The 25,749-nt window shown below is 33.9% G+C and carries 17 protein-coding genes; 5 read left to right on the top strand and 12 right to left on the bottom strand.

Going from position 1 to position 25,749, the window contains the following annotated elements; translation table 11 throughout:
* Window positions 1-215: 215 nt before the first annotated feature.
* Window positions 216-1,034, top strand: a complete 819-nt coding sequence (panB, locus tag AA089_RS19655) for a 3-methyl-2-oxobutanoate hydroxymethyltransferase (RefSeq protein ID WP_046758712.1) — start codon at window positions 216-218, stop codon at window positions 1,032-1,034.
* A gap of 204 nt (window positions 1,035-1,238) precedes the next feature.
* Window positions 1,239-1,934: an RluA family pseudouridine synthase gene (locus AA089_RS19650; RefSeq protein ID WP_046758711.1), complete on the top strand. Its 696-nt coding sequence runs from the start codon at window positions 1,239-1,241 to the stop codon at window positions 1,932-1,934.
* Here the strand turns inward: AA089_RS19650 and AA089_RS19645 are convergent.
* Genes AA089_RS19645 through AA089_RS19635 form a run of 3 tightly spaced genes read right to left on the bottom strand, consistent with a single transcriptional unit; the run spans window position 1,931 to window position 9,158 of the window.
* Window positions 1,931-3,895 carry a DUF3857 domain-containing protein gene (locus AA089_RS19645; protein WP_046758710.1) on the bottom strand — a complete coding sequence of 655 codons (1,965 nt, stop codon included), beginning with the start codon at window positions 3,893-3,895 and terminating at the stop codon, window positions 1,931-1,933. The genes AA089_RS19650 and AA089_RS19645 overlap by 4 nt on opposite strands.
* 36 nt (window positions 3,896-3,931) lie before the next feature.
* A complete protein-coding gene (locus tag AA089_RS19640; RefSeq protein ID WP_046758709.1) occupies window positions 3,932-5,887 on the bottom strand; it encodes a DUF3857 domain-containing protein in 1,956 nt (651 codons plus the stop codon).
* A complete protein-coding gene (locus AA089_RS19635; protein ID WP_046758708.1) occupies window positions 5,856-9,158 on the bottom strand; it encodes a toxin-antitoxin system YwqK family antitoxin in 3,303 nt (1,100 codons plus the stop codon). The genes AA089_RS19640 and AA089_RS19635 overlap by 32 nt, the downstream gene beginning before the upstream one ends.
* 282 nt (window positions 9,159-9,440) lie before the next feature.
* Here AA089_RS19635 and AA089_RS19630 point away from each other — a divergent pair, with 282 nt between their 5' ends.
* Window positions 9,441-10,478, top strand: coding sequence for a GMP reductase (locus AA089_RS19630; RefSeq protein ID WP_046758721.1), 1,038 nt, complete (start codon window positions 9,441-9,443; stop codon window positions 10,476-10,478).
* 181 nt (window positions 10,479-10,659) lie between these two features.
* The gene (locus AA089_RS25000) at window positions 10,660-10,824 is read left to right on the top strand and encodes a hypothetical protein (RefSeq protein ID WP_156169148.1); all 165 of its coding nucleotides are present in this window, start codon (window positions 10,660-10,662) and stop codon (window positions 10,822-10,824) included.
* Between the two features lie 81 nt (window positions 10,825-10,905).
* Here AA089_RS25000 and AA089_RS19625 read toward each other — a convergent pair whose 3' ends face one another.
* From AA089_RS19625 to AA089_RS19585, 9 genes are all read right to left on the bottom strand, one after another.
* Window positions 10,906-11,775 (bottom strand): N-acetylglucosamine kinase, encoded by an 870-nt coding sequence (locus AA089_RS19625; RefSeq protein WP_046758707.1) that lies wholly within the window; start codon window positions 11,773-11,775, stop codon window positions 10,906-10,908.
* A 110-nt stretch (window positions 11,776-11,885) separates the two neighbouring features.
* Window positions 11,886-12,881, bottom strand: coding sequence for a type I glyceraldehyde-3-phosphate dehydrogenase (gene gap, locus AA089_RS19620; protein WP_046758706.1), 996 nt, complete (start codon window positions 12,879-12,881; stop codon window positions 11,886-11,888).
* A 31-nt stretch (window positions 12,882-12,912) separates the two neighbouring features.
* Window positions 12,913-13,899, bottom strand: a complete 987-nt coding sequence (gene pfkA, locus AA089_RS19615; RefSeq protein ID WP_046758705.1) for a 6-phosphofructokinase — start codon at window positions 13,897-13,899, stop codon at window positions 12,913-12,915.
* Window positions 13,900-14,280: 381 nt separating this feature from the next.
* Window positions 14,281-15,105: a hypothetical protein gene (locus AA089_RS19610; protein WP_046758704.1), complete on the bottom strand. Its 825-nt coding sequence runs from the start codon at window positions 15,103-15,105 to the stop codon at window positions 14,281-14,283.
* A 5-nt stretch (window positions 15,106-15,110) separates the two neighbouring features.
* A complete protein-coding gene (locus tag AA089_RS19605) occupies window positions 15,111-16,172 on the bottom strand; it encodes a hypothetical protein (protein WP_156169146.1) in 1,062 nt (353 codons plus the stop codon).
* Entirely contained in the window at window positions 16,108-16,530 is a 423-nt protein-coding gene (locus AA089_RS19600; protein WP_046758702.1) for a hypothetical protein, read from the bottom strand. Before AA089_RS19600 ends, AA089_RS19605 begins: the two co-directional genes overlap by 65 nt.
* A 31-nt stretch (window positions 16,531-16,561) precedes the next feature.
* Window positions 16,562-16,990 carry a hypothetical protein gene (locus AA089_RS19595; protein WP_046758701.1) on the bottom strand — a complete coding sequence of 143 codons (429 nt, stop codon included), beginning with the start codon at window positions 16,988-16,990 and terminating at the stop codon, window positions 16,562-16,564.
* Window positions 16,987-18,891, bottom strand: a complete 1,905-nt coding sequence (locus tag AA089_RS19590) for a hypothetical protein (protein ID WP_046758700.1) — start codon at window positions 18,889-18,891, stop codon at window positions 16,987-16,989. The genes AA089_RS19595 and AA089_RS19590 overlap by 4 nt, the downstream gene beginning before the upstream one ends.
* A gap of 589 nt (window positions 18,892-19,480) precedes the next feature.
* Window positions 19,481-23,965 (bottom strand): translocation/assembly module TamB domain-containing protein, encoded by a 4,485-nt coding sequence (locus AA089_RS19585; protein WP_046758699.1) that lies wholly within the window; start codon window positions 23,963-23,965, stop codon window positions 19,481-19,483.
* A gap of 183 nt (window positions 23,966-24,148) precedes the next feature.
* On the opposite strand from AA089_RS19585, the gene tsaD reads away from it, so the two are divergent.
* Window positions 24,149-25,171, top strand: a complete 1,023-nt coding sequence (tsaD, locus tag AA089_RS19580; RefSeq protein ID WP_046758698.1) for a tRNA (adenosine(37)-N6)-threonylcarbamoyltransferase complex transferase subunit TsaD — start codon at window positions 24,149-24,151, stop codon at window positions 25,169-25,171.
* Window positions 25,172-25,749 lie beyond the last annotated feature (578 nt).

The following is a 25,749-nucleotide window of genomic DNA, read 5'->3' as shown; positions in this document are numbered from 1 at the left end:
TTTAATGTTTTTTATTTATCATTAAACAAATATACGATTTATTCTTTAAAATTCTGCACAAAAACATTCTTTTAGTTACGGCAAAACTGTAATTAAGTCTTTCTTATTGAGAAATTTATCATCTGAGGTTATCATCTGATTTATAAATATTTATCGTAACATCTGTAAACACTAGCATTTTTATATTATTTTTATAGCCTTACAAAATTATATATATGTCAGTAGCAAAAAAACAGTACAAAAGAGTCACAGTAAAGTCGCTCGTGGAAATGAAGAGTAACGGAGAAAAAATTTCCATGTTGACCGCATATGATTATACCATGGCGAAAATTGTGGATGGCGCAGGAATTGATGTGATTCTTGTTGGCGATTCTGCAAGTAATGTAATGGCTGGTCACGAAACGACACTTCCAATTACGTTAGACCAAATGATTTATCATGCTTCTTCTGTGATTAGAGCTATTGACAGAGCTTTGGTTGTGGTCGATTTGCCTTTTGGAACGTATCAATCGGATCCGAAAGAAGCCTTGCGTTCTGCAATTCGAATTATGAAAGAATCTGGTGGACATGCCGTAAAGGTGGAAGGTGGAAAAGAGATCAAAGAATCTATCAAACGTATTTTGAATGCTGGAATTCCTGTGATGGGACATTTAGGATTGACGCCACAATCTATTTATAAGTTTGGAACGTATACAGTACGTGCAAAGGAAGAAGCAGAAGCACAACAACTGAAAGAAGACGCAAAAATGCTTGAAAAAGCAGGTTGTTTTGCTATTGTTTTGGAAAAAGTTCCTGCTACATTGGCAAAAGAAGTCGCCGAAAGTCTTACGATTCCTGTAATTGGAATTGGCGCTGGAAATGGTGTCGACGGACAAGTATTGGTTACACATGACATGTTGGGAATGACACACGAATTTAATCCTCGTTTTTTACGTCGTTATTTAAATATGTATGAAGAAATGACAAATGCTTTTAAACAGTATGCCGCTGATGTGAAATCGGTTGATTTTCCGAATGAATCGGAGCAATATTAGGGGTTTTGGGTATTAGGCATTAAGCATTAGGTGTTGGGTGTTAGTACTTATTTTAGTTAACATAAACGTCATTTCGAGTGAATTTGTAAAACAAATTTGTATCGAGAAATACTTAGCATTTTTGTGATATTTTCTAAATTTAAAACTCGGCTAAAAATGCATACGTCTAACCATCCAGAAGTCTAATAATCCATCAATCTCAATATGAAAATAATTTCCACAAAAGACAACCTGCAAGTACTTTATGAAGATAATCATGTGATTGTAGTGAATAAACGTGCTGGAGATATTGTACAAGGCGATAAAACAGGCGATAAACCGTTGAGCGATGTGGTTAAGGAATATATTGCAGAGAAGTACAATAAACCTGGAAAGGTGTTTTTGGGCGTTGTACATCGTTTGGATAGACCCACAACTGGCATTGTAGTTTTTGCACGAACTTCCAAAGCTTTGCCACGATTAAATCTTCAGTTTGCAGAGAAGAAAGCAAAGAAAACATATTGGGCCGTTGTAAAAAATACACCGCCAAAGTCACACGATACGTTAACACATTGGCTTCGCAAGAATCCAAAAAATAATAAATCGACAGCGTTTGTAAAGGAAATTACAGGAAGTAAGAAAGCGATTTTAGACTATTCCATCAAAAAAAAGCTTGATCGCTACGTATTACTTGAAATTGCGTTACATACAGGACGACACCATCAAATTAGAGCACAATTGGCTACGATAGGTTGCGCCATTAAAGGCGATTTGAAATACGGATTTGATCGTTCTAATAAAGATGCAAGCATACATTTACACGCTCGAAAACTCGTTTTTACGCATCCTGTAAAGAAAGAAATTCTAGAGATTATTGCGCCGTTGCCCAAAGATCCTGTTTGGGATGCGTGTCATACTTAACTCTTCGGCTCTAAAACTAACGTAATTTTATTGAAATCTGCTGCACTGTTAATGACTTTTCTATATTCTTCATATTCGGAAGCAGCAACAATGTTCATTTTGTAATATTCGTTCGCGATGATGGTTAATACATTGCCATTTAATTCATAATCTGATAGGAATGAAAGTGCCTTTTTCCCTTTTCGTAAGTAAGCATTTTCAATTTTGATATCGTCTAAGTTTTTAACTTGGTATCCTTCAGGAATGTTAATTTTGATTGTTCGGACATAACTACGCTGAAATTCATTTTCAACAGGCATAACACGCTTTTTTTCTTGGTATAATTGCATTTGTTGCCCAATGAGATCGCCCACTTTGAAAAGATATTTGTTTCCAGCTTTTTCTACCAATGCATCTGTTTCTACAGTTACATCAAAAACCAATGGCTTTATTCCGAATACGTCAGGCGAAGCATTTTGCATGTCTTTTTTGATGATTTCTGCATCAGCGTGAATTCGTTTTCCAAATTCTTCCATTAATTCGGTTTTTTGTTCTTCATTGAACAAATTCGCGAAAGCTTGAAGATACATTGCATAATAGCCTGTTAATTCGTTTTTGAAATCGACATTTATAATTGTGAAGTCGTCCACATCGAAGGAAACTTCAAAGTCCATTTTGTCAACAGTTTTGTCTGCTTTTATAGGCTTTATGTATTTTATTTTTCCAACGGCCGATTTGTAATCGCCAACTTTTACTTCTTTTATGAATAAGCCGTAATTGTCCGTCATATTTGCAGGAGGAAAACCGTAACGACTTTCTACTTCGGTTGGAGAAAGGTATTTTTTATATTTTGGAATGTAGATTAAGAAATCACGCAGAAAGTTGTTTGCTTCAAACTTTTTGTCAAATTTTATTTCGGTTCTATCGGTTGTAATGACCAACTGACTTTTAATTCCTAAGGTATTAAAAACTGCTGTGTACAGGCTGATGAATCCAGATTCGTCTGCAACTTTTTTCTCTAACGTTTCTTCTAAATCGTAATCAACACCTTCCGAGCTGAACACATTTGTTTTGATAAACATTTCGAGTTTTCGGATGATTTCTTCTTGATCCGTTAGCTTGTCAATTCCCGCTTCAGCGATAAACTTTTTAAGCAGTTTTTTCTGTTTTTTGGTATATTCTGGATAGTAATAGCTGTAAATATTTTGTGAAACTTCTCCGTAGGAAGATATTCCATTTACGCCAGTTGCTAGGTTTTTATCCAGTTTGTATACGACAAAACCTCTTTGTGCATTGTATGCAGATTGTGCTTCACGTTCTAAAGGTTGCACATTTTCCATGTGAATGTTCCAATGCTTTTTGTTCGCGATTATTGTGTCGCGCGTAGCTTCTGGAATTCCGTTGTAACTTTTAAAAGCAAAGAGTAAGTTTTTTGGCGCGTACAGATCAAAATCAACTACTTTTTTAGGATTTGTTGATTGCAAGGCAATTTTTCTTCCTTTGTAAGCTGGACGTTTTTTGACTACGTAAAAATATTCAATAAAGCTTCCTTTTTCAATACCTTCGAGTGCAAAATAGGTGTATTTGCTTCCTGTTTCTTCATCAACAGCGGATAGAAGTTTTGACTTGTCTAGCTCTAAAATTTCGCCCTTTTTATTGATCACACGTGCTTTGCTCACTTCTAAGTTAGAGCTTGTTGCATATGGAATGTAGATTTTGTTATAATCTTCAATTTTTTCATCTGAGTTTAACCAAACGATTCTGTGTTCTAGAAAATATTCCGTTAATCCGCCAGAATCTTCAAAGAAAAATTCGGTCATCACATGTTCTTTTAGGGTGATAATTTGTTCCTCTTTTTCACTTTCTTCTATAGAATATATTGGTGTTTCTTCCCAATCGTAGTTTTGAAATTCAGGAATGTTTTGAGCAATTATAGTATGTATGAATAAAATTGCACATACGCTTAAAAGTATTTTTTTCATGTGATGTATGCTAAATATGATGGCTAAAAAAGTGTGTTATGCTTTCTTTTTTAGGATGATAATTTCTTTAAAGTTTTTTTCTATTTTTTTGATGAGCTTGTTTACTTTTTTCTGTTGTTCAACAGATAATGTCAAGTAATTTAACTCACCTTGATGATTGTACAGAATTTGATTTCCTTGTTGCGTGTACGTTATAGACGACCGAATGGATTCGTTTTTCACTTCTATATTTTCTGGCATATACGACACTTCATATCCTTCAGGAATGTCAAATACTGTTTGATAGTTGTAGTGAACTTTGTATGTATTTTTGATTTCGTGCTTTCTATCTTTTTTTGTTTTGAATGAAGATAAATCTTTGTTTAAATTCAGATTGATATAGATTTCATCGTCAATACTTTTTACATAGTTTGAAATGTTAAAGTCATATTCTATGATGAAATTTTGATCGTACGCATATAGATTTTTTTCTTCAAACTTATCGACTAAAAAGCTGTTGCTACCTTTTCGCAAGATACTGTTGTAAAACGAAGTGCGTTTTTCGTCGGTTTTTATACTTTCTAAGTAATTAAAATAATAGTTTTTTTCATATCCTGAAAGTTCTATTTTACCTTTCCCTACAATATTTTCTCCTTCTAATGAAATATACGTTGTATCAATGGTAGCATTGCGTTTGGCTTCTATTACAGGAACTTTTTCAATCCTGAAATTTCCTTCTCCATTTCCAATTAAGGCTTCTTTTCCTTGTATGAATGACGATGGAAAATCGATGGGCAAATATCTTCCTGTAGCATCTAAGAAATACGTTTTTCCTTCGTATTCGTATGACAGAATCATGTGATTGTCTACAATTGGCGTTGGCACTTCTTCGTACGAATACGGAATTTTTCGCGTTCCAATCCACGTGAGGTTTCCTTTGAGTCCTGCAACATCTAACATGGTTGCTAAGATGCTAGAATTGTCTTTACAATCGCCATATTTCTTTTTGTATACATCATTGGCTTCTCGTGGCACAAAACCACCTAAAGCGTATTCAAATGCAATGTATTTTATGTTTTTTTGTACCCAATAGTAAATGGCGCGTACTTTTTCCAAATCGTTTTCCTTGTCTGCCGTGAGTTCGTTGACAATATTGACCAATTCCACATCGCAAGCCTCCGTATTTACATCTTTTACCAGCGAATAATACCAGTTGTATAAATCGGAAACTTCGCCTAATAGTTTTACATTTTCATCTTGTTCATTTTTGTATGATGTGATGATGGGCACAATGTGCGGCAAAATGCTTTTATAGGTTGTTACATTAGATTCATACTCTACTTTGTCTACGTTTTGAATTTCCCACGTATATACGATGTTTCCTCTTTTTTCTTTTTTTGTAAAGTTGATAGGTGTGTTTTCCGTATTGAATTCTTTGAATTGTAACGAAACGTCTTTGTCCGCAATAATCGTTACTTTTCTGTGCGCTACTGGCGAAAATCCTCCAAAGTAAAACGGACTCAGAAATCGTGGATTTTTCACTTTTTCAGTATACGCTAATTTTGTTTTTGAACCTTCTTTTAGGTTTGGATAGATAAAGTTTAGTGATTTTGTATCGTCATGAAACGAGTTATCAAGTTCGTCTTTTTCTTTGAATTCTTTCACTTCCGTTTCACGATATCTTCCATTTTTATAGTTAAATGCAGACGCTTCTATTTCTGTCAATTCGAAAAATGAAGAGAAGTTTAATGAGCGTTTGGATTTGTATGTTGCGCTTTCGTTTAGGTAGATATCTTCCTCTAGAAATCGTTGTGTAATGTCAAGATTTCCTTTTTTGAGTTTGATTTCTATGATCGTTTCTTCTTGTAATGTAACTTGATCCGCATTTGGATATTTTTGCTTCAAATTGGTATATTCAGAAGATTTTTGTCCAAATAATACCGTTGTCGATAAGAGTATTACAATTAGTATTTGTAAACTTTTATAGTATTTTTGTTTGGTATATTTCTCCATTGAAATAGTATTCTGTTTTTGTCTGTTTTCCTGCTTCATTATAGTACTTTACTTCTCCTGAGATTTCATCATTGATATAGGTTCCTTCTTTTTCAAGTTTTCCATTTTCATAGTATTTTTTCATATTACCATGAAGCATTCCATATTTGTATTCTTTTTCTGTTTTTAGGTTCCCATTTTGGTAGTATTCTTTAATGATACCATCGTATTCATTGTCTTTATACGTGATTTCATTTTCTAGCTTTCCTGAATAATAGTATGCATTGTATGTGCCGACAAAGTCTCCATATTTTACTTCCATTTCTCTGGAAACTTTTCCGTTGTCATAGAATGCTTTTATTTTTCCTGTTTCATTGGTTATTGGAATCATTTCTTTTTCTTTTCCATCAGTTCCTAAATAACTGTAACCAATAAGTCTTCCGTGATCGTAAAAACGCACAAGTTGTAGATTTCCTTTAGGTCCAAAGAATTCTTTACGTCCGTGTTCTTCGCCATTTTTGTAAGGTGTAGAAATTTCTATTTGACCATTTTCATAGTAGTCAATGTCTAATCCTTCTTCTTGACCTCTGTAATATTGCGATTTGCCCGAAACGGTTCCGTCTTTGAAATAAAACATGATTTCTCCGTGTAAATTTCCTTGATAGTAGTTATGTACAATTTTTGGTGTACCATCTTCGCTGTACCAAGTCCATTTGCCGTGTTCATTACCATTTAGGTAGTTTCCTTCGCTTTTTTTGTTCCCTTCAAAGTAATATCCCTTGGATGTACCGTTTTTGACACCATTTACGTATGAAGTTGAAATATTAGGCTTGCCATTTACATAATTATAGGTAAGCACACCATCTTTTCCATCTTTCTTGTAATTGATCGTTTGGAACGATTTTTCATTGTTGTCAAAGAATTCATCTGAAATCAATACACCGTATTTATACACTATTTTTCGTTCTAATTTTCCTGTATTGGTAAATTCTTGTTGTGTACCATGGAATTCTCCTTTGTGATGAAAGTAGATATTTTCCAAAGTTCCGTCAATGTAATAGTCACGAAATTCGCCAAATTCTTTTCCATCTTTGAACCAACATTGATGTTTCAATTGACCATTTTTGTAATAGGTAGCATGATAACCGTCTTTTTCGCCTTCATTATTGAAGTTGGTAACCGATTCTATTTGTCCATTTTTATAGTATAGTACATGTTCTCCAATAGCATTTCCATCTTTGTAAGAACCTGTTCCGCTTAGTACACCATGATCTGTGTAGAATTTCCAATCGCCTTTTTTGCCGCCTTCAATGTCATATACACCTTCCGAAGTAAGGTTTCCGTAAGGAGAATAGCCTTTATACAAAAATTCGCCTCCTTTTTTTCTGGCTTCTTTTATGACTTTACCAGCTTTGTCATAAAATTTGTATGAGATGATTTCGCCTTTGCGATAGATGTATTCGTAATGAATTTTTCCATCCGTATCATAGTGCTTGTACACTCCATTGAGTTTTTCTTTTACGTAATTGTATTCGTTTTCGACCGTTTCATCATCGTAGTACGTGAACCAAGTTCCATTTGGTTTTCCGTTTACATAGTTTCCTTTTTCTTGAATTTTCCCGTTGGAATGATATGCGATGTACTCGCCATTTAGTTCATTGTTTTTGTAGTTTGTTATCGAAACTACTTCGCCTTTTATGTTGAATCGTTTTTCTACACCTTCCGCTTTTTGATTTGCGTATTGCATCTCTCTGTACACCTTTCCGTCAGCGTAATATTCTAAGATTTTACCATCAGGATAATCATCTACATAATCAACATTATATTCTGGCAAGATTTCGCCGACACTGAAATATGAAATATATTTTCCGTTAAGTTTTCCGTTTTCATAGTATTTACGTTGCATTAACGCGCCTTTTTCATTGTAGTATTCGTACTTCCCGTTAGGTTCGCCATCTTTATAGGTTGTTTCTACATATAGACTCCCATCTTCATAGTATACTAAGTTTTTACCTGATAATTTTCCGTTTTCATAGCTCACCGTTTCTCTTACTCTTCCTTTTTCATTGTACCATTGCCAAAAACCATCGCGTTCGCCGTCTTCTCCGAATGCGCCTTCGCCTGTTAAACGTCCATAACTGTTATAAAATTTCCATTTTCCCACTGGCGTTTCATTTTTTATTTCGCCAATGCCTTCCACATATCTTCCTTGTTGATAGAAATAGGTAAGTTCTTTTTCTTCTCCGTCAACAACTACGGTATTTTTACTAAGAATTGTGGTCCATTTGTCTAAGGCTCTTTTTAGAAACGCAACAATGTCTTTTTCTTTTCGCTGAACGTATTTTTTGTATTTTTTGTTTTCAATAGACGCCATTAACGTATATCCATAATCATCAAATAGTCCTTCGTTTTGAATCCATTGATAGAAAGGCACGAATTTTTTACTCCAAAAACCATCAGTACCTTCATAGTTTTCCAATTGTGCTAACATCGCATGATTTTGTCGCACTAGCGCAACATCAATTTTATGATCAATTTTGTAATCGTTATTTAGTGCAATTTTATTGTCAATTACTAAATCAATGTCTTCAAAGTATTCGTCATCTTCAGAGATTTCTACTTCTGGATCAGCTTCATTTTCGTTTTTGTTTGATACAATATCATTTAGTGACACCAATGTATCAAAAGCTCCTTCTCCATCAGGATTGAGCAATACATACATGTTGTAACACATTAATGCTTGTGTAATTTTTCCTTGCTTGTAACAAATGTTTCCTAATTGAAGGTACGCATCTCTAGAAAAAGGATTGATCGTAATTACTTTTTGGTATACGGCTGCCGCTTCTTCAATACGTCCCATGTTTTCTAAAACGGAACCTTTGTTATTCCAAATTTTGTAGAATTTTGGATAGTGTTTTAACCCTTCTTCATATACTTCGAGTGCTTTTTCGTATTCTTCTTTTGCAGAGTACGCAACACCTTTGTTGATATAAAGATATGCTTTTGCGTCGCCCCAATCATACGATTCACTTTCATCGAGTACTTTGATAACCTCATCATATTTTTCTAGGTTGATCAGGTAATAGGCTTTGGAAGTAATTAACGAGCAATAGGTAGAATCATTTTTGCTAATTTTATCTATGAGCGCTAATGCTTTTTCGTTATCTCCTTGTTCATCTGCTTCTTGAATTTGATCAATTATTATTGCAGGATCAATTAGTGGGAGTTTTTCTTGAGATATGCTTACAAAAGGGAGAAGTAAAAATAAATAGAAGTACGGGAATTTTTTCATGTATTGATTAAAAAAGAGTGTTAATGTATATGATTATTCGGTTGTTGCTATAAAAATACATTTTTTTCTGTAAAATAATAATCTAAATATCGCTTCTATGCTCTTAAAAACTAAGAAATGTGGATGATGCTATCATTTTTTCATGAAAGTAACTTTTTATCGACTTTTTCTGCTTTTGGTAGTGGCATTGTTGATAACCTTTTAAAAAGTTAATTGTTAAAAAAAAGAGGTTTTATGCGAAACTTTTTACTTTTAATCACAACCTTAAAAAATCTTGATCGCATGCGCATAGAGAATGATATAAAATTAGGCTTTAAAGATGTAATGATTAGACCTAAACGTTCTACTTTGAAAAGTCGTTCACAAGTTTCCCTCGAACGTACTTTTAAGTTTTTACACAGTTCGTATGTATGGAACGGAATTCCTATTATGGCAGCAAATATGGATACTGTCGGAACGTTTGAAATGGCAAAAGCATTGGCTGCTCATAAAATGTTTACAGCAATTCACAAACATTACAGCATTGACGAATGGAATGCTTTTATGACCTCTATTCCGCAAGATTATATTCCGTATTTTGCTGTGAGTACAGGAACCAGTGAACAGGATAATGAAAAGTTGAGAACTATTTTTACGATACATCCGCAGTTGCGATTTATTTGTATTGATGTTGCCAACGGATATTCGCAACATTTTGTAGATTTTGTAAAAAATGCACGTGCACAATTTCCCGACAAGGTAATTATTGCTGGAAATGTTGTAACTGGCGAAATGGTAGAAGAGCTAATTTTGTCTGGAGCTGATATTGTAAAAGTTGGTATTGGACCTGGTTCGGTGTGTACTACACGTGTAAAAACGGGTGTTGGTTATCCGCAACTTTCTGCAATTATTGAATGTGCTGATGCTGCGCACGGATTGGGCGGGCAGATTATTTCGGATGGTGGTTGTTCCATTCCTGGAGATTTGTCAAAAGCTTTTGGCGCTGGAGCCGATTTTGTAATGCTTGGCGGTATGTTGTCTGGACATCAGGAAAGTGGTGGCGAACTGATTGAACGCAATGGAGAAAAGTTTAAGCAATTTTATGGAATGAGTTCTAAAACGGCCATGGAAAAATACGTTGGTGGCGTTGCAAATTATAGAGCTTCTGAAGGAAAAACTGTTGAGATTCCTTTTAAAGGAGATGTGTCTGACACGATTCAGGATATTTTAGGCGGCATTCGAAGTACGTGCACGTATGTTGGCGCTCCACGACTGAAAGAACTGACCAAACGCACTACGTTTATTCGTGTATCTGAGCAGGAGAATAAGGTGTATTCTTAGTTGGGTTTTGGGTCTTTTGGTGTTGGGTCTTTGGTATTGGATTTTTGGGGTTGGGTTTTGGGTTTTTGGAATGATAACTGATCTGAAAAGTATGAATTTTGATGTTAAATAAGGTACTACCGTAATTGACTGTTTTTTACTTTTTATATTTTGTTTTCTTTATAAACCAAAATTTTATACCATGAAGAAAAGAAATGTAAAGTCACTACAACTTTCAAAAGAATCTATTTCGACATTAGATCAACAAGAAATATCTGGTGGAAGAAGATCATTTAATCCGCCTTGCGCATCTTTTAGTTGCTGGGTAAGTCATTGTGAAACGTATTGTGATTCGCTTTGTCCATGATTTAAAAAAAATAATTCTGAATTCAGAAATGCTGAATTCAGAATTAGTATCAAATATATTCGTCATACAGCAAATGAGCTGTTAGCTATTTTTTAGTGCTTTAGTATGAAATGACACCAAACCTTCTATAGGTCTTCTGACAATGTTTCCAACCGTAAAGCCAAGTTCTTTTGCTACTTCTCTGATTTCTGCTTCTGAGAAAAATGCTATAGAACCTGCAAAGTGAACAGGAACTGTTTTTAATTCTTCTTTGAATTGCATAATCATATTTTCAGCAAATACGCGGAAGCCACTTTTGATTAATTCTACAATGTAATCTGAATCTTTGTTGAGAAACATAAACTCGGCAAAATTAGCCAAATATGCATTCGGATTCGGTTGTTTGTACAAGTTGTATTTGATATAATCACTATCAAGATTGTACTTTTCTTCAAAAGCTACACGAATTGCGGTTGGCATTTTATTGAAGTAGTAATCACGAATTAGTTGTTTCCCATAGTAGTTTCCACTTGCATCATCCATTAAGGTATAGCCCAAGGAATTTACGCGTTGGTGCAATATTGAACCATCATAGTAACTACAGTTTGAACCTGTTCCTTGTATACAAACTACAGCTGCTTCTGAGATATCATTTATCGTTGCATATACAGCGGCTAAAGTATCTTCATTTACAAAAACTTGTGCATTTGGGAAGAAATTTTCTAATACACCTTTTAGCAATAAACGTGGATTTTCCGTTCCACAGCCAGCTCCATAGAAAAAAATGTGTGTTACGGTATGACGATGTGCCGAGAGTTCTTTGCTTTTCTTGATGGTTTTTTTAAGCTTTTTTTCTGCCAGTATGGCTGGATTTAATCCTTTTGTACGAAGCTTATCTAATAATTGATTCCCATCTTTGTCCACTGCAATCCAATCGCACTTGGTGGAACCACTGTCTACTACTAAAATCATAGGATGCGTATAATATAATTTCTCTTTGCTAGGAAAGGGAAATTTCGTCAGTTTTGAGCGCAATCAATTACTAAAATATATTAATTACGCTCAGTGTGACATTTATGTTGTTATAAATTATTTACGTGTAATGCCAAGTCAACTAACTTGTTTGAGTATCCAAATTCGTTATCATACCAAGATACAATTTTGAAGAATTTTGAATTTAATTCGATTCCTGCACCAGCATCAAAGATACTTGTACGATCGTCGCTTACAAAGTCTTGTGAAACTACAGCTTCATCAGTATATCCTAAGATTCCTTTCATTTCGCCTTCGGCAGTAGCTTTGAATACTTTTTTGATTTCTTCGTATGAAGTTTCTTTCTCTAAACGAACCGTTAAGTCTACCACAGATACATCAACTGTTGGGACACGGAATGCCATTCCTGTTAGTTTTCCGTTTAGTTTAGGAATTACTTTTCCTACTGCTTTTGCAGCTCCTGTACTTGTTGGAATGATATTGTTCATTGCAGAACGTCCTAATCTGTAGTTCTTTTTTGATGGAGAATCTACTGTGTATTGTGTTGATGTTGCTGCGTGAATTGTGGTCATTAGTGCTTCTTCAATTCCGAAGTTATCATCTAAAACTTTTGCAATAGGTGCCAAACAGTTTGTTGTACAAGAAGCGTTTGAAACGATTTTGTCTGAAGCTTTAACGTCATTATGATTTACGCCCATTACAAACATTGGTGCATCTTTTGAAGGTGCTGAGATGACTACTTTTTTAGCGCCTGCTTGAATGTGATAGTCAGCAGTTTCTAATGTTGTAAAAATTCCTGTACATTCAGCTACTACGTCAACTCCAGCTTCATCCCACTTTAAGTTTTTAGGATCTCTTTCTGCTGTTACACGAATTGTTTTTCCGTCTACGACAAGATTTCCGTCTTTTACTTCAATCTTTCCATCAAATCTTCCGTGTACAGAATCGTACTCTAATAAGTATGCTAAGTGATTTACATCGAGTAAGTCATTAATTGCAACTACATCTACATTGTCACGTTTTATTGTTGCTCTAAATACGATTCTTCCTATTCTTCCAAATCCGTTAATTCCTAATCTTGTCATTTTATTTTCTTTTTTCTGTCTATTCTTAAATTTATACTGATAGTATATCAGATATTCTTAATAACTCTTTGTTAATATTATGTTTGCCTTTCACGGCTTTTTCTATGCTTGTGACTACTACTTTGTTATCGGAAACTCCGACCATTACATTTGTTTGTCCGTCTAAAATGAGTTCTACCGCTTTTACACCAAGTCTACTTGCCAATACACGATCAAAGCACGTTGGTTTTCCACCACGTTGCATGTGTCCTAATACGGATACGCGTGCTTCATAGTCTGGTAGATTTTGGGTTACATATTCTGCTAGTTCGAATACATTTTTACCAATTTTATCACCTTCGGACACTACAACAATACTGGACGATTTTCCACTTCTACGGCTTCGTTGTAATGATTCGAGCAAACGATCTAATCCTAAATCTTCTTCAGGAATTAAGATTTCTTCTGCTCCTGCGCCAACTCCTGCATTTAATGCTATAAAACCAGCATCACGTCCCATTACTTCCACAAAGAATAATCGGTTGTGAGAACTTGCCGTATCACGAATTTTATCAATTGCTTCTACTACAGTATTTAATGCGGTATCGTAACCGATGGTAAATTTTGTTCCAAAAATGTCATTGTCAATTGTTCCTGGCACACCAATTACGGGAATGTCGTATTCTTTACTGAAAATCATTCCTCCTGTAAAAGTTCCGTCTCCACCAATTAAAATCATGGCTTCAACACCTTCTTCAACAAGGTTGTCATATGCTTTTTTGCGACCTTCTTTGGTTTTGAATTCCATAGAGCGAGCCGATTTTAAAATCGTTCCTCCTTTGCTAACAATGTTTTTTACGCTACGTGCTGTAAGTTCTACGCTATCGCCTTCTATCATTCCTTGATATCCTCTATAATACCCAACACATTTTACATTGTAATACGAACATGCTCTTGCCACAGCTCTAATGGCTGCGTTCATTCCTGGAGCATCTCCTCCAGAGGTCATTACCCCTACTTTTTTGATGTTACTTTGCATGCAATTTTATATTTTGAATAGTAAAGCTAGTAAACTTATTTTGATTTTATAGTACGCTTTAGACTAATTTTGTAGTGTTCGAAAATTTCAAACGTTTTCGTTAATAAGTTCTCAGAATTTTAACGTTTTAGCATCCTATTTTTTCACTTTTAGTAATGTTTTCTTAAGTGTGGATGTGGTTATTGGAAGTAGAGATTGGGTTGTTTTTAGTATCAAATATTTTCACAATTTATATAGAAAATAGGTTCCTATATTTTTACAGTCCCAGACTAACAAAGATACTTTTAAAAAAAGAAAGTCTCAATCATTACAATTGAGACTTTTATAGTAGAATAACTTCGTTTTACGATATAAGGGTTTTCTTGGGTAAATTATGTTGTTTTACAACTCATAACTCCAAGTATTTGTTTTTTTGTCATATGTGAAAATAATATTATAAATCTGTGAAACGGGAATCTTAGTTTTCTTATGATATTTTATTTCCCACTTCTTTATATTCTTAGCTATTCGGATGGCTTCTTTTTCAAAATCACTTGATGGCTCATGTACTGTATTTATGAATCCTTTAGCAAGACCAAAATTTGAATCATATTCAATAGGATAATGATTTTCACTAGCTACATTTTGCAAATTTCCTTTTTTGTCAATATGAATTTTTATACTTGTAAATGTGTGTTTATAGTTTCCCTTTTTTGCACCTTTTAGTATTGAGTCAATATTGGTTACAGGAGTAGTATAGTTGAAACCTGATTCATTCTGATATGCATAATTTCCGATAACAAAACTATTACCATTATCCAAGACTTTCTGTTCATCATCGCTTATTCCATGGTAATCAATTCGTTTGGAGTTTGAGCACATTCCGTCAAAACTTAATAAATCGATATCGTTTAAGTGTGCATAAACCAACCATTTTTCTCCTTTATTTGCACTCCAATCACAAGATGTTGACTCGTTAGTATAGAATTCTTCTGATTTTAGCACAAAACTAAGTTCTTTTGGTTGTTCTCCATTTTTGTAATGTTCTGTAATTGCAAACCGTACAGTATACGTTTGTGCATCTTCTGCATAGACTTTTGACACGATTTCTCCTTCAAAAACATACGTAGCATTGTAAAATTCTAGTATAGATTTTGGTGGACTACAACTGCAAGCAAATGAAATTGAGCATGTAAAAAGGAATAATATTAGAAAATGGTTTTTCATTAAAATCAATCGTTATTGTTTTTCACAAAATCTACCCAATAAGAAGTTGGGGTAACCAAAAGCGGTATTACATATTCTTTTTCTGTAAAATTTTCAACGATGTAAATGTTACGTGTTCGTGCAAACAAATCTTCTAGTTGCTTTTCAGAAAAACTGTCTAAATCTTGAAACGAAACTGTTTCATGTTGTTTGGAAAATAGATCGTATTTCTTTTCTAGTTTTTGGCTTTCCTTTCGCTTGTGCGTCAACTGAAAAAATACAGTTTGATTATTTATATTTAACTTAAATGTATATTGCTCTTGCACTCTAGGAGCTGAATATGTATTTCCCTGCTGTACAAAATGTTTACAGGTATCTTCTTTTACAGCAAGTTCAGAAGGTTCAAATAAAATATATAAATCTTCTGTAGCGGAAGTTAATTTTTTCTTTGGAATGATAAACGTAAAAAAGTCATCATTTAGACCTGATTCTTCATAGAAGGGATTTAGATATCTTTTGGGATACAATTGATAAACTTCTTCATTGTCATCAGTGCTGAAGGGAGAATTTACAAAAGCCCTTCTTATTAATATTTTCCTTCCTTTTATTTCTTCTTCATCAATGATAAAGTTTTTTTTCCATCGCCTAGAATCTAAGAATTCATTACGTTCTTCTAAATTTAAATTGTCAAGAAAATCAATAGTTATAAGTCTTTCCTTATTTTTCTTTAAAAAGCGTTTTTTATGATACTTTTTGTATGTGGAAATATCTGCAAATTGAGCATCGAAATCCTCAAATTTTGAATATTTTAACCTGATTAACTCTTTGTTATTTTTGTAATAAGCATATATGATTAAACTATCATTTACATTCATATCATTATAACTATCTTTCTTTTGATACTCACTTTCTGAAAAATAAAAATAAAGTGTATCCAACTTTTTTAGTTCGTCTAATGTTTGTGCTTGTATAGTACAGCCAAATAAAAGTATGAATATATATATGTTTTTCACGATTAGCAGTTTATTCAATATAATATTGCCATTTGACTTTATATTTAACAATAGTTGAATCATTAATTTTTTCAACTAAGTATAAATTAGGAAAAACCTCATAAGGATATAATGGATTGATTTTATTGACATCTTTTTTAAGATCTTCGATTTTTGATACTTTAATATTTTTCAAATTATCTATTGTACAAGTATCAGATTGTTTTTTATTTGATAGAAACATTTCTTTTTTAATGTAAAACTTAATATTTCCCTCTTTTTTCTTTTCTTTCCTGAAAATTTTTTCTGTTCCAATTTTACCATTACCAATTTCAAAACTGTAAGTCTGATTAGATAAGTTATCGAAAATTAGATACGTGTTTTTTTCATTTGTTTGTGACAACACATTTTGTGAAATCAAAAATAGGCTAAGGTGTAAAACAAGATTTTTCATGGTGTACAAGTTTGACTGAGATTTTATTTTTTTAATCTCTAATCATATTCCAGTCACCAATCCAAGTTACATCGTATTTAATCACTTTTGTATCTGAAATTTTTTCGATTATATATATTTTTTTAAAAGGATTATAACGCATGACATTTTCAGATTTTTTTTTCTCAATATATGCTAAATCAACAATCTTTAAATTAGCTAATATATTAATAGAACATGTATCTACCTTACTTTTTTTATAGTCATAAGCGAAATATTCGTTGCATATAATAAGATAAGAGATTTTAGTATCGTTTAGTTTTCTATATTTGTTTAGTTTTTCTGAATTACCAGAACCATCTTCTACGTTACATTTATCTTCATTCATATTATCAAATAATAAATAAACTGTTTCTTTTTCTTGCTTTTGAGCAAAACAGAAAAATGTGGATAGTAATAGTAGTAGTGTTAAATTTTTCATTCTGTACATGTTTCATTAATATTATTAGTTATATAGTTTGAAATTACAGATTCTATCCTATCTCTTTCAACCTGAGTCAACTGCATCCAACTTTGAATAGCATTAGTTCCGTTCTCGTAAATTAGTCCTTCCCATGATAAATCCATATATAATTGAAGTGGTTGCTCATTATCAGGAACTTTATTTCCAGTACTAAACTCTTGTAGTATTCTAGCAATAGTTTCTCTGTAATGTGTTGCCATTTGTTGATGTTGCCAATTGTTATATCTTCTCATATAGTCATACACACCTGGAAAATTTCCTCTAATACTAATCATATAGTTTGTCTGTTGTTCCGCTGATTGACCTGAAAAATCTAAATGCCCTTGCTTGGCTAGTGATAATAATTTTCTAAACATTTCAGCATGTATAACTTCATGTATAATAGTTTTGGCAATTAATAAATTTGGTCTTTGAGGATGCCCATATTGATTATTTGAACTATTTACTTGGACTGTTATAACATAATCAGGAGAATTTATTTCTAACGTACAATTTGCAGGAGGTACAGTCAACCCTTTTGCAGTGCCACCTAAAATTGTACTTTCTAACTTCAAATGCGCGACAGGAAAATCCCCATCAAACTTTTTAATAGCATTTTTAAAACCTGAACTTGTAGACTTTAACTTATTATATACACAAAGAGCTTTTCCTTCTAGTTCATTTAAAATCTTATAATCATCATATTCATTAATTAAATTATCAATAACTTCCTGTTGTGCATCTTCACTACAATAATTCTCATCAAGAAAGTTACTAATTTCCATCCAATCAGTTGCCGTTAAATTGTTTTGTTGTGCAATTTCTGGATCTATGGTAGTGTTATCATTCATACTTAGTGATAATCCGTTAATACAATTTAAAATTGATCTTATAATCGTTTCATCAAGAATCACGCCAACAGCACCATCATCACACGGATCGGTAGGATCACGCTTAAACATTGTGTTGGTATTGCTGTCTCTTCCTTGTGTTACAAGGTTTCCGTTGCAATCTGTTATGGTTAGTGGACTCCCTTGACAACAATCTGGTCCACTTGGAGCATGTCCGTTTGCCGTACCGCCACAACCGCATTGTGCATAACTCCATTGTAAACCACAATCATCACTGTCTGAGCTTGCAAACCAACCGCCATTTTCGGTATTATCTATTGGCGAACTTGTACTTCCTGTATCGCTTCCATCAATTCCTGCGCTATTGCTAGAACTACTTGTAGCACCGTCATTACTTGGCGGATCGTTAGGGGTTGTTGTATCGTCTATAGGTTCATCAGGACAAGGTGCAAACTGTCCTGTCTGTGTACTGATACTTCCATCTTCTATGAGTACATCGCCAATGAGATCGCCTTCACTATTAAAAGTTTCTATACGTCCACGAAATTGTGAAAAATCAAGATTTCCTTCTTCATCGTGTATCGTAACACCTTCGTTTACAGTGTATTTTATAAAATATTCATAGGTTGTTGTTTCCGTTTCAACCACAATAAGATTGGTATAGGTATTACTATCATTATCGTTGTCAATAACTTTAAAGGTGTGTTTAGTATTGGTTTCGTTGAGCACTACGATTTCTTTGCTGGTATCAACAGTTCCCAAATTTGTATTTTTGGCGTTGCTTGTGGCTTCTGAAAGGAATACTTTTCCTTTGTAATGTGTTACTGCAAACGAATTGTTTGTTTTTGTTTTGATAAAATCAATAGCAGACTTTGAAACTTCGTTATTAGTATTTATCTGTACTCTATTATGTTGTTTTGTGATTTCGTCAGTATCAGAACTAACTTCATCTTGTTCACAATTAGAAAAAATAAAAGACAACAACACCACCAATGCGAGTCTAAAAAGGGGTAATAAATGATTTCTCATAAAATTGTTTTTAAGGGTTATTTTTAAAAGCAATTCAGTTTTAGGGGAAAGGGAAATGTACGATACGTTACTTCACTACAAATAAACTTAGAATAAATGCGTTTTGTAAGTGGAATCCTCCCCTTTTTACAGGGGAATATTCTTGTTTGTTGAACCTAACAAGGGAACAAAAAAATATTAAGTGAATATTGTTTTACTATACCAACCTAGTTTTTACCTATATATGATTGCTACAATTAAGGTCGTTTGTGCACTAAAAAAGGTAGTGTATACCTTAAATACCGTTGATTACGGGTTATTTTGAGTTGTGTAGTGGTACATAGCGGTTGTATGAAGGATATTTTTCGGTTCCACACAGGTTTGATGCGGTTCTGTAAGGGATAAATTCGGTTCGCAACCGAATATAATAGGTTCTTGCAGGGGTTGTACCCACTAAAGAACCTAATAAAAATGGTTAAGAACCGCTTCAAAAGGGTTCCAAAAGGGGTCACGCCCATTCCTGAACCGAAATGAAATAGTATGCAACCGTATTTAAATAGTAAGTAATAGGAATATAGGCTTTTGAAGATGCAACTGATTTTAGATACTATTATTTTTCTCCTGCTTTTTTAGCTTCAGTTTTTTCAGATTCTTCTTCTTTTTCTTCTTTTTTAGCAGTTGTCGGTTTTTTGGTTTCTTTTTTTGTATCCTTTTTATCTTCAAATTGAATAAATCCGCCACCAGCTTTGGCTTCTGCTTCTTCTTGTTTTTTCTTTTCTTCCGCCATTTTCTTTTTCCCCTTAAAAACTTTATCTACCAATTCTTTTAAAGTGTCAAAGTCTACTTGGTATGACAAACCTATTCCCTGTGTGAAACCTTGAATTTCCCCTACGTATTGAATTTGATTTTGGCGATTGAATATTTTAGCCGTCAGCGATCGATCTTCGTTTAACGAAATTTCTACTTCCGCATCTCCAACAATTGCCGTTTGTGTGACTCCGCCAACAGGAACTCCTAATTGTCCATTGAACGTAACTTTATCACTTATTTGACTCGAAACTCGAAATCCTAACTGATCGGATGTTTCAAAGTTTAACTGATTAGAACGATCAGCCTGACTGTAATTTAGCGATACATTTAGTTTACCATTTCCTTCGCCTGTAAGTGCATCGTTAATGATGCCCGTAGCAGTTTCGATAAGATTTCCTGTGATTGCATTTTGATTGATGTTGACTTGGTTTACAAATCGTCCTTGCGATAGTAATGAAAGTGCCTGTAATCTTCGTTTGTCATCATCGTTTAACAAGAAATCTGTCAGTTCTGATTGTGCAACGCCACGTGTTGTTGGGAATGTGATATTGAATACAGGATCTGGTTTTAGTAAATCTCCTCTGAGACGAATGCCAACTTCTACTGGAATTTTTTTGTTGAATGTTGGACTGTCTAACAGTACATCTGGATTGGCTTCCAAATTGTATACAGCTTCTACATTTAATTGTGCTTTGAAAGGATCGCCTTCCCAGTTGATAGTTCCTTCAGGCTTTACCGTAAATTTTTTATTGATGATTCCACGATATTTAAAATTGTATTCGCCTTTGTAGGTAATAAAATCTCCCCACATGTTAAATTTACCATTGGTATTAATTTCCATCAACAAACTTCCTACTCCACTTCCTTTGATGGTGCTTCCCGTATTTTTGTCTACAACAATTTCTATTTCTGCATCTGGCGTTACATCCAAATCAAATTTTAATTCCAATCCTTTGAAATCATTTAGGGCATTTTCGGCTTGTTTTTCAGGATCAAAGAATTCTTCTTTGTTTACAAATTTTATGAAAGAAGCATCTCCAATGGAAGCAACATCACTGATCGGAATTTTTAGAGAAGTTCCTTTTTCCGTCGTTCCTTCTACACGAATTAAGAGTTCATCTGTTGGACCTTCTATCCAAGCTTCGCCACTGATATATCCTGTTCCGTAATACAGTGTTTCTTCGTCGTCATCGAAGTCGGTATTTAGTACTAATAAACGATCTGTGTTCAGGTTGAGTCCCAAACGCCAATCGTCAAATGAAGTATGCGAAATGGTTCCGTTGAGTTGTCCTTTGGTATAATCTTGTGTATCTAAGATGGTAACATTGTCAAATTCGAACGTTTGATCATAGAGTTTTACAATGGAACTGTTTGCCATATCCAAATCGACATTGAGGTACGGAATGTACAATCCGCCCGCTAAAATACTAAGTTCTCCATTGATAGCCGGATTGTTTAAGTTTCCAATAACGTTGGCTTCTCCAGAAATTAACCCGCGAATATCTGTAATAACGTCTTCTCCTAATGCACTAAACGGAGAAATATCAAACTTGTCTATTTTTGCATCAATATCAATTTTATTGATACTACCCGAAATATCAATTTTTCCAACAGCAACCAATGATTCAATGGTTTCATTGACTAGCTTTGCATTGACATCAAATTTTTCAAGATTTTCGCCTCCTTCAATATCAATATTTAAATCGCCTAGCAGTTTATCATTGACTAATAAATTTGCGATATCAAGCTTGGATTTTGGCACATATCCGCCATTTATTTGTTTGATGTCTAACTTTCCATTGACCGTTCCGCCCAAGCGAATACTATCAATAGAAGGTGTTATTTTTTCTAAGCCAACATTTTTAAATTGTAGCTTGATGCTTTTATTGTTTTTGCCAAATAATTGCCCTTCTAAGTCAATTTCTTCATTTTCATGATTCATGACAATTTTTTCAATGAAGATAGAATCGAGCGTTTTGTTAAAGATGAATCTATTTTTACGATCATTTTCATTGTTGACAAACCATTTGTTTCCTCTAAATGAAACATCCGATTTTTTGAGTCCAACAACCGACTTGTTTGTACTATCAATTGTGTGATAAAAACTTAGGTTGTAAATATCATTTAGATTTTTTCCGCCTTTGAATTCCGTTCTAAAAAACAGCGTGTCGTTGATGGTTTTGTTGATGAGGTTAAATTCACTCGCATCATACCATTTTGTGGTAATTCCTGCAACTTCCAAATAGGTGTTGAATACTGGGTTTTTGTTGTCTATTTGCAATTCTACATTGTCCACTACATTTTCATCAACAATAATTTGTGGTGTTTTAAAGGTGAGTTTAAATTTGTTTTCATCGCCAATGATACTTCCACGTAATGATGTGTTTTTAGACAATTCGACATCTGGTAGAAATACATCTACAATTTTATTGTAAATTTTAAAATTGAAGGTCAAGTATTGATTCGGAAGTACTTTAATAGGTCTGTAATTGGTATAAATACTACCCACAGAGTTTTGCACTAAATCAATAACTTCATCAAAGTGAAAACGTCCTGTAAGCGTTCCTTCAATGATATCTGGTGAGTTGATACTTATTTTTCGAATGTCTTTGTCGAACTCCGAAGTTACCTTAAAATTCTGAAAAGAATAGGTTGCATTTTGATTGGTGTAGGCAATTTTCTTGAAGAAAATATCACCAGCCATATTGTCAATATTGTTTCCAACCACATCCAACACGACATCTCCTTTTAGTACCGAAATTCGATCTCTCTTGATAAAATTTAGCTTGTGTAAATCCAATACGTCGATGGATGCTTTGAATCTAAATTCATTTTCAACACCTGATAAATCTGCCAATCCTTGAAAGTTGAACTTTGCATTTGGATCGTTTGAAACTAGGTTTCCATCAAATAGTTGATCCTTTAAAACTCCTGAAACGTTCAGATTTTTGTATTCGTAATTATTGTATTGTAATTTAAAAATACGTCCGACAATTTCTGTATTTAGTTTTTCTTGTGTAAATCCTTTTCCGTCAACATCTGCATCCAGTGTTACTTCTCCAATCAATGGATCATCAACCAATATACCCAAATCGAAATTTTCAAATGTAACTTTCCCTTTGTAGGAAGCATTATCAATGTCATCAATTTCAGTGAGTTTTAAATCCGAAACAGAACTTCCAATTTCTGTGTCAATAATTAAGTTTGCGTCAATTGTTTTTTCTGTAATTTCTGTTATTCCACGAATGTTAAATTGTCCAAACTTTTGAAAAGATGATGGCAATGTTCTACCTAATAAATTTGGTAAAAACGTACGCAATTGAAAGTAGTTTGAAGACAAGCGATCAAAGTCGCCTTTCATATAAAAAGGTCGTGTTGACGTAAATACGTTTTGATAACGCACATCGCCCTTAATCACCGTGCCTGGCGAATTGAACGTAAAATTTTCTGTCGTAAAATCATTTAAAACACCCGTAATATCTGCTGAAAACTTCCCTTTTCTATTTCCAAATTCGTCGTAAAAATAGTTGACTTCGGTAAAATCAATTTCAGAATCTACAAAGCTTGCGGTGACTTTTACTTTGTCTAAAAAGTTAGCAAAATCTTCTCGATTGTAATCAAACACAACAATTCCATCCAATGTAGAACCTTTTGTTTTGATCAATAATTCTTCAAAACGCATTTGCGTCAGTGTATACTGAAACTTGGAATTCATTTCATCTACACGCAATCCTCTATGATCCAAAAAGGTTAATCCTGTGACATCTCCATATACATTTGGACCTTGCACTTTGAAGTCATTTACAACTCCTGAAAGTTCTTGAAAGTCAAGAATATTCGTCGCTTGATTATTTTGATCTTTGTATCTAAATTTACTGTTTGAGAGTGTTAGTTTTGAAGTCGTCAACAAGAAGTTTGAAGGCGTTCCATCGGAAGGCTCGGAATCGAGTTTGGCAATAAAAACATCTAACGTAGTATCAACAGAATCTTTTTCAGTGTTGATGTTTAAGGTTAATCCATCTACTTTTACACCACCAAATTCCAGTTTACTATTGATTGCATTTTGGAAGCTCAACATAGAAGCTTCTAGCGTTTGCACATGAATTAGCGTATCTTGCAAATAGTCTTCTATGTAAATATCTTTCAAAGAAATATCGCCATTCCACTTTAATCCAATACGATCAATATTGATATTGGTTTTGTATCTATCATTTAACCAATTTGTCGCTTTTTGTCCAACGGCCGTTTGCACAGCAGGAATTGAAAAGAAAAGTATCAAAAACATAAATAGTAGCACAATTGCTACTACGATACGCTTTATTATTTTCCAGACTCTTTTGATGACGTTTCAGGATTAAAGGTTAGGCTTCATGATTGACACTGCAAATTCACAAAAAAATTCATACAAAACACGATGTTTAGCATATCTTTGTGAACTTATTATCAATTTTCATGCCTTTTGAAATTTATGAGCACCAAAGATGTATATATTTTAGCTATTGAATCCTCGTGTGACGATACTTCTGCTGCGGTATTAAAGAACGCGAAAGTGTTATCAAATGTTGTCGCAAATCAAAAAATTCATGAAGCATACGGTGGTGTTGTTCCTGAATTGGCGTCGCGTGCACATCAACAAAATATTGTTCCTGTCGTACATCAAGCATTAGCTAACGCAAATATCGATAAAAAACAGCTAACTGCCATAGCTTTTACGCGCGGACCTGGATTAATGGGTTCGTTATTGGTAGGAACTTCCTTTGCAAAGTCGTTGGCACTTGGATTGGCTATTCCACTGATTGAAGTCAATCATATGCAAGCGCACATTTTAGCACATTTTATTGAAGATGATGCGCAGAAGATTCCTGAGTTTCCATTTTTGGCAATGACCATTTCTGGTGGACATACGCAAATTGTAGTGGTAAAACATCATTTTGAGATGGAAGTGATTGGCGAAACTATTGATGATGCTGTTGGAGAAGCCTATGATAAAAGTGGTAAAATTTTAGGATTAACCTATCCTGCGGGACCAATTATTGATACCTTGGCAAAAGAAGGAAATCCGAAAGCGTTTCCATTTCCGAAACCGAAAGTTGAAGGGTTAAATTTTAGTTTTTCAGGATTGAAAACAGCAATTTTATATTTCATTCAGAAGCAAACAAAGGAAAATCCAAACTTTATTGAAGAGAATTTGAAAGATATTTGTGCTTCTATTCAATATACGATTGTGAATATTATTTTGGATAAATTGAAAAAAGCGTCCAAGCAAACAGGCATTAAAACGATTGCAATTGGCGGTGGCGTTTCTGCAAATTCTGCCATTCGGAAAGCGTTGAAAGATGGCGAGTTTAAATTCGGTTGGACATCACATATTCCAAAGTTTGAATACACGACAGACAATGCCGCAATGATTGGAATTGTTGGTTATTTGAAATATTTACAGGAAGATTTTACGGATGAAGCTGTTACGGCAAATTCTAGAATCAAGATATAGTTTTGGGATGTTAGTATTGGGTTGTTAGTATTGGGGTGTTAGTATTGAGTATTGGGTTTTGGGTTTTGGGTATTGGGTTTTGAGAATGCAAACCTTCGCTGGTGCGAATTTGTAATTCGTACCAATAATTTTTTTAAATATCGTTTTATGTAAAAATGGATTATTGTATTAACACTTCTCGATACAATTTTCTTCATTCTATTAAGAAAATCACTCGAAGAGACGACTTTGGGTTTGATTGATAACTTTGTTGATTTGAAGAATCGCAACTTTCGTCAAACTGAACTCTTGTGCTAAACTTGATTCAGTTTGATTCTGTTTCACATAATCCTAAGAAATCACTGTAATGAGATTCTGAATCAAGTTCAGAATGACGTTAAGAAACTTTAAACGTTTAATCATTCAATCTAATAAATAGATTCCTGCCTTCGCAGGAATGACAATGTAATCCCGTTCTACAAAAGGATTTAATTCAACTAAATCGCTAATCTGTCATTCCGCATGTATTGCGGAATCCACTTAACTTTTCAATTGATTCCTTTATATCTGCATCTCGACTGCGCTCGATGTTGTAAAGG

It is taken from the genome of Kordia jejudonensis (assembly GCF_001005315.1).
Lineage (GTDB): Bacteria > Bacteroidota > Bacteroidia > Flavobacteriales > Flavobacteriaceae > Kordia > Kordia jejudonensis.
The sequence above is the reverse complement of the archived record's forward strand: the minus strand, read 5'-3'. Positions and strand labels throughout refer to the sequence as shown.

Coding starts and splice junctions, on each gene's coding strand:
- panB (WP_046758712.1), top strand. CDS start 216: ATGTCAGTAGCAAAAAAACAGTACAAAAGAGTCACAGTAAAGTCGCTC.
- AA089_RS19650 (WP_046758711.1), top strand. CDS start 1,239: ATGAAAATAATTTCCACAAAAGACAACCTGCAAGTACTTTATGAAGAT.
- AA089_RS19645 (WP_046758710.1), bottom strand. CDS start 3,895: ATGAAAAAAATACTTTTAAGCGTATGTGCAATTTTATTCATACATACT.
- AA089_RS19640 (WP_046758709.1), bottom strand. CDS start 5,887: ATGGAGAAATATACCAAACAAAAATACTATAAAAGTTTACAAATACTA.
- AA089_RS19635 (WP_046758708.1), bottom strand. CDS start 9,158: ATGAAAAAATTCCCGTACTTCTATTTATTTTTACTTCTCCCTTTTGTA.
- AA089_RS19630 (WP_046758721.1), top strand. CDS start 9,441: ATGCGCATAGAGAATGATATAAAATTAGGCTTTAAAGATGTAATGATT.
- AA089_RS25000 (WP_156169148.1), top strand. CDS start 10,660: ATGAAGAAAAGAAATGTAAAGTCACTACAACTTTCAAAAGAATCTATT.
- AA089_RS19625 (WP_046758707.1), bottom strand. CDS start 11,775: ATGATTTTAGTAGTAGACAGTGGTTCCACCAAGTGCGATTGGATTGCA.
- gap (WP_046758706.1), bottom strand. CDS start 12,881: ATGACAAGATTAGGAATTAACGGATTTGGAAGAATAGGAAGAATCGTA.
- pfkA (WP_046758705.1), bottom strand. CDS start 13,899: ATGCAAAGTAACATCAAAAAAGTAGGGGTAATGACCTCTGGAGGAGAT.
- AA089_RS19610 (WP_046758704.1), bottom strand. CDS start 15,105: ATGAAAAACCATTTTCTAATATTATTCCTTTTTACATGCTCAATTTCA.
- AA089_RS19600 (WP_046758702.1), bottom strand. CDS start 16,530: ATGAAAAATCTTGTTTTACACCTTAGCCTATTTTTGATTTCACAAAAT.
- AA089_RS19595 (WP_046758701.1), bottom strand. CDS start 16,990: ATGAAAAATTTAACACTACTACTATTACTATCCACATTTTTCTGTTTT.
- AA089_RS19590 (WP_046758700.1), bottom strand. CDS start 18,891: ATGAGAAATCATTTATTACCCCTTTTTAGACTCGCATTGGTGGTGTTG.
- AA089_RS19585 (WP_046758699.1), bottom strand. CDS start 23,965: ATGTTTTTGATACTTTTCTTTTCAATTCCTGCTGTGCAAACGGCCGTT.
- tsaD (WP_046758698.1), top strand. CDS start 24,149: ATGAGCACCAAAGATGTATATATTTTAGCTATTGAATCCTCGTGTGAC.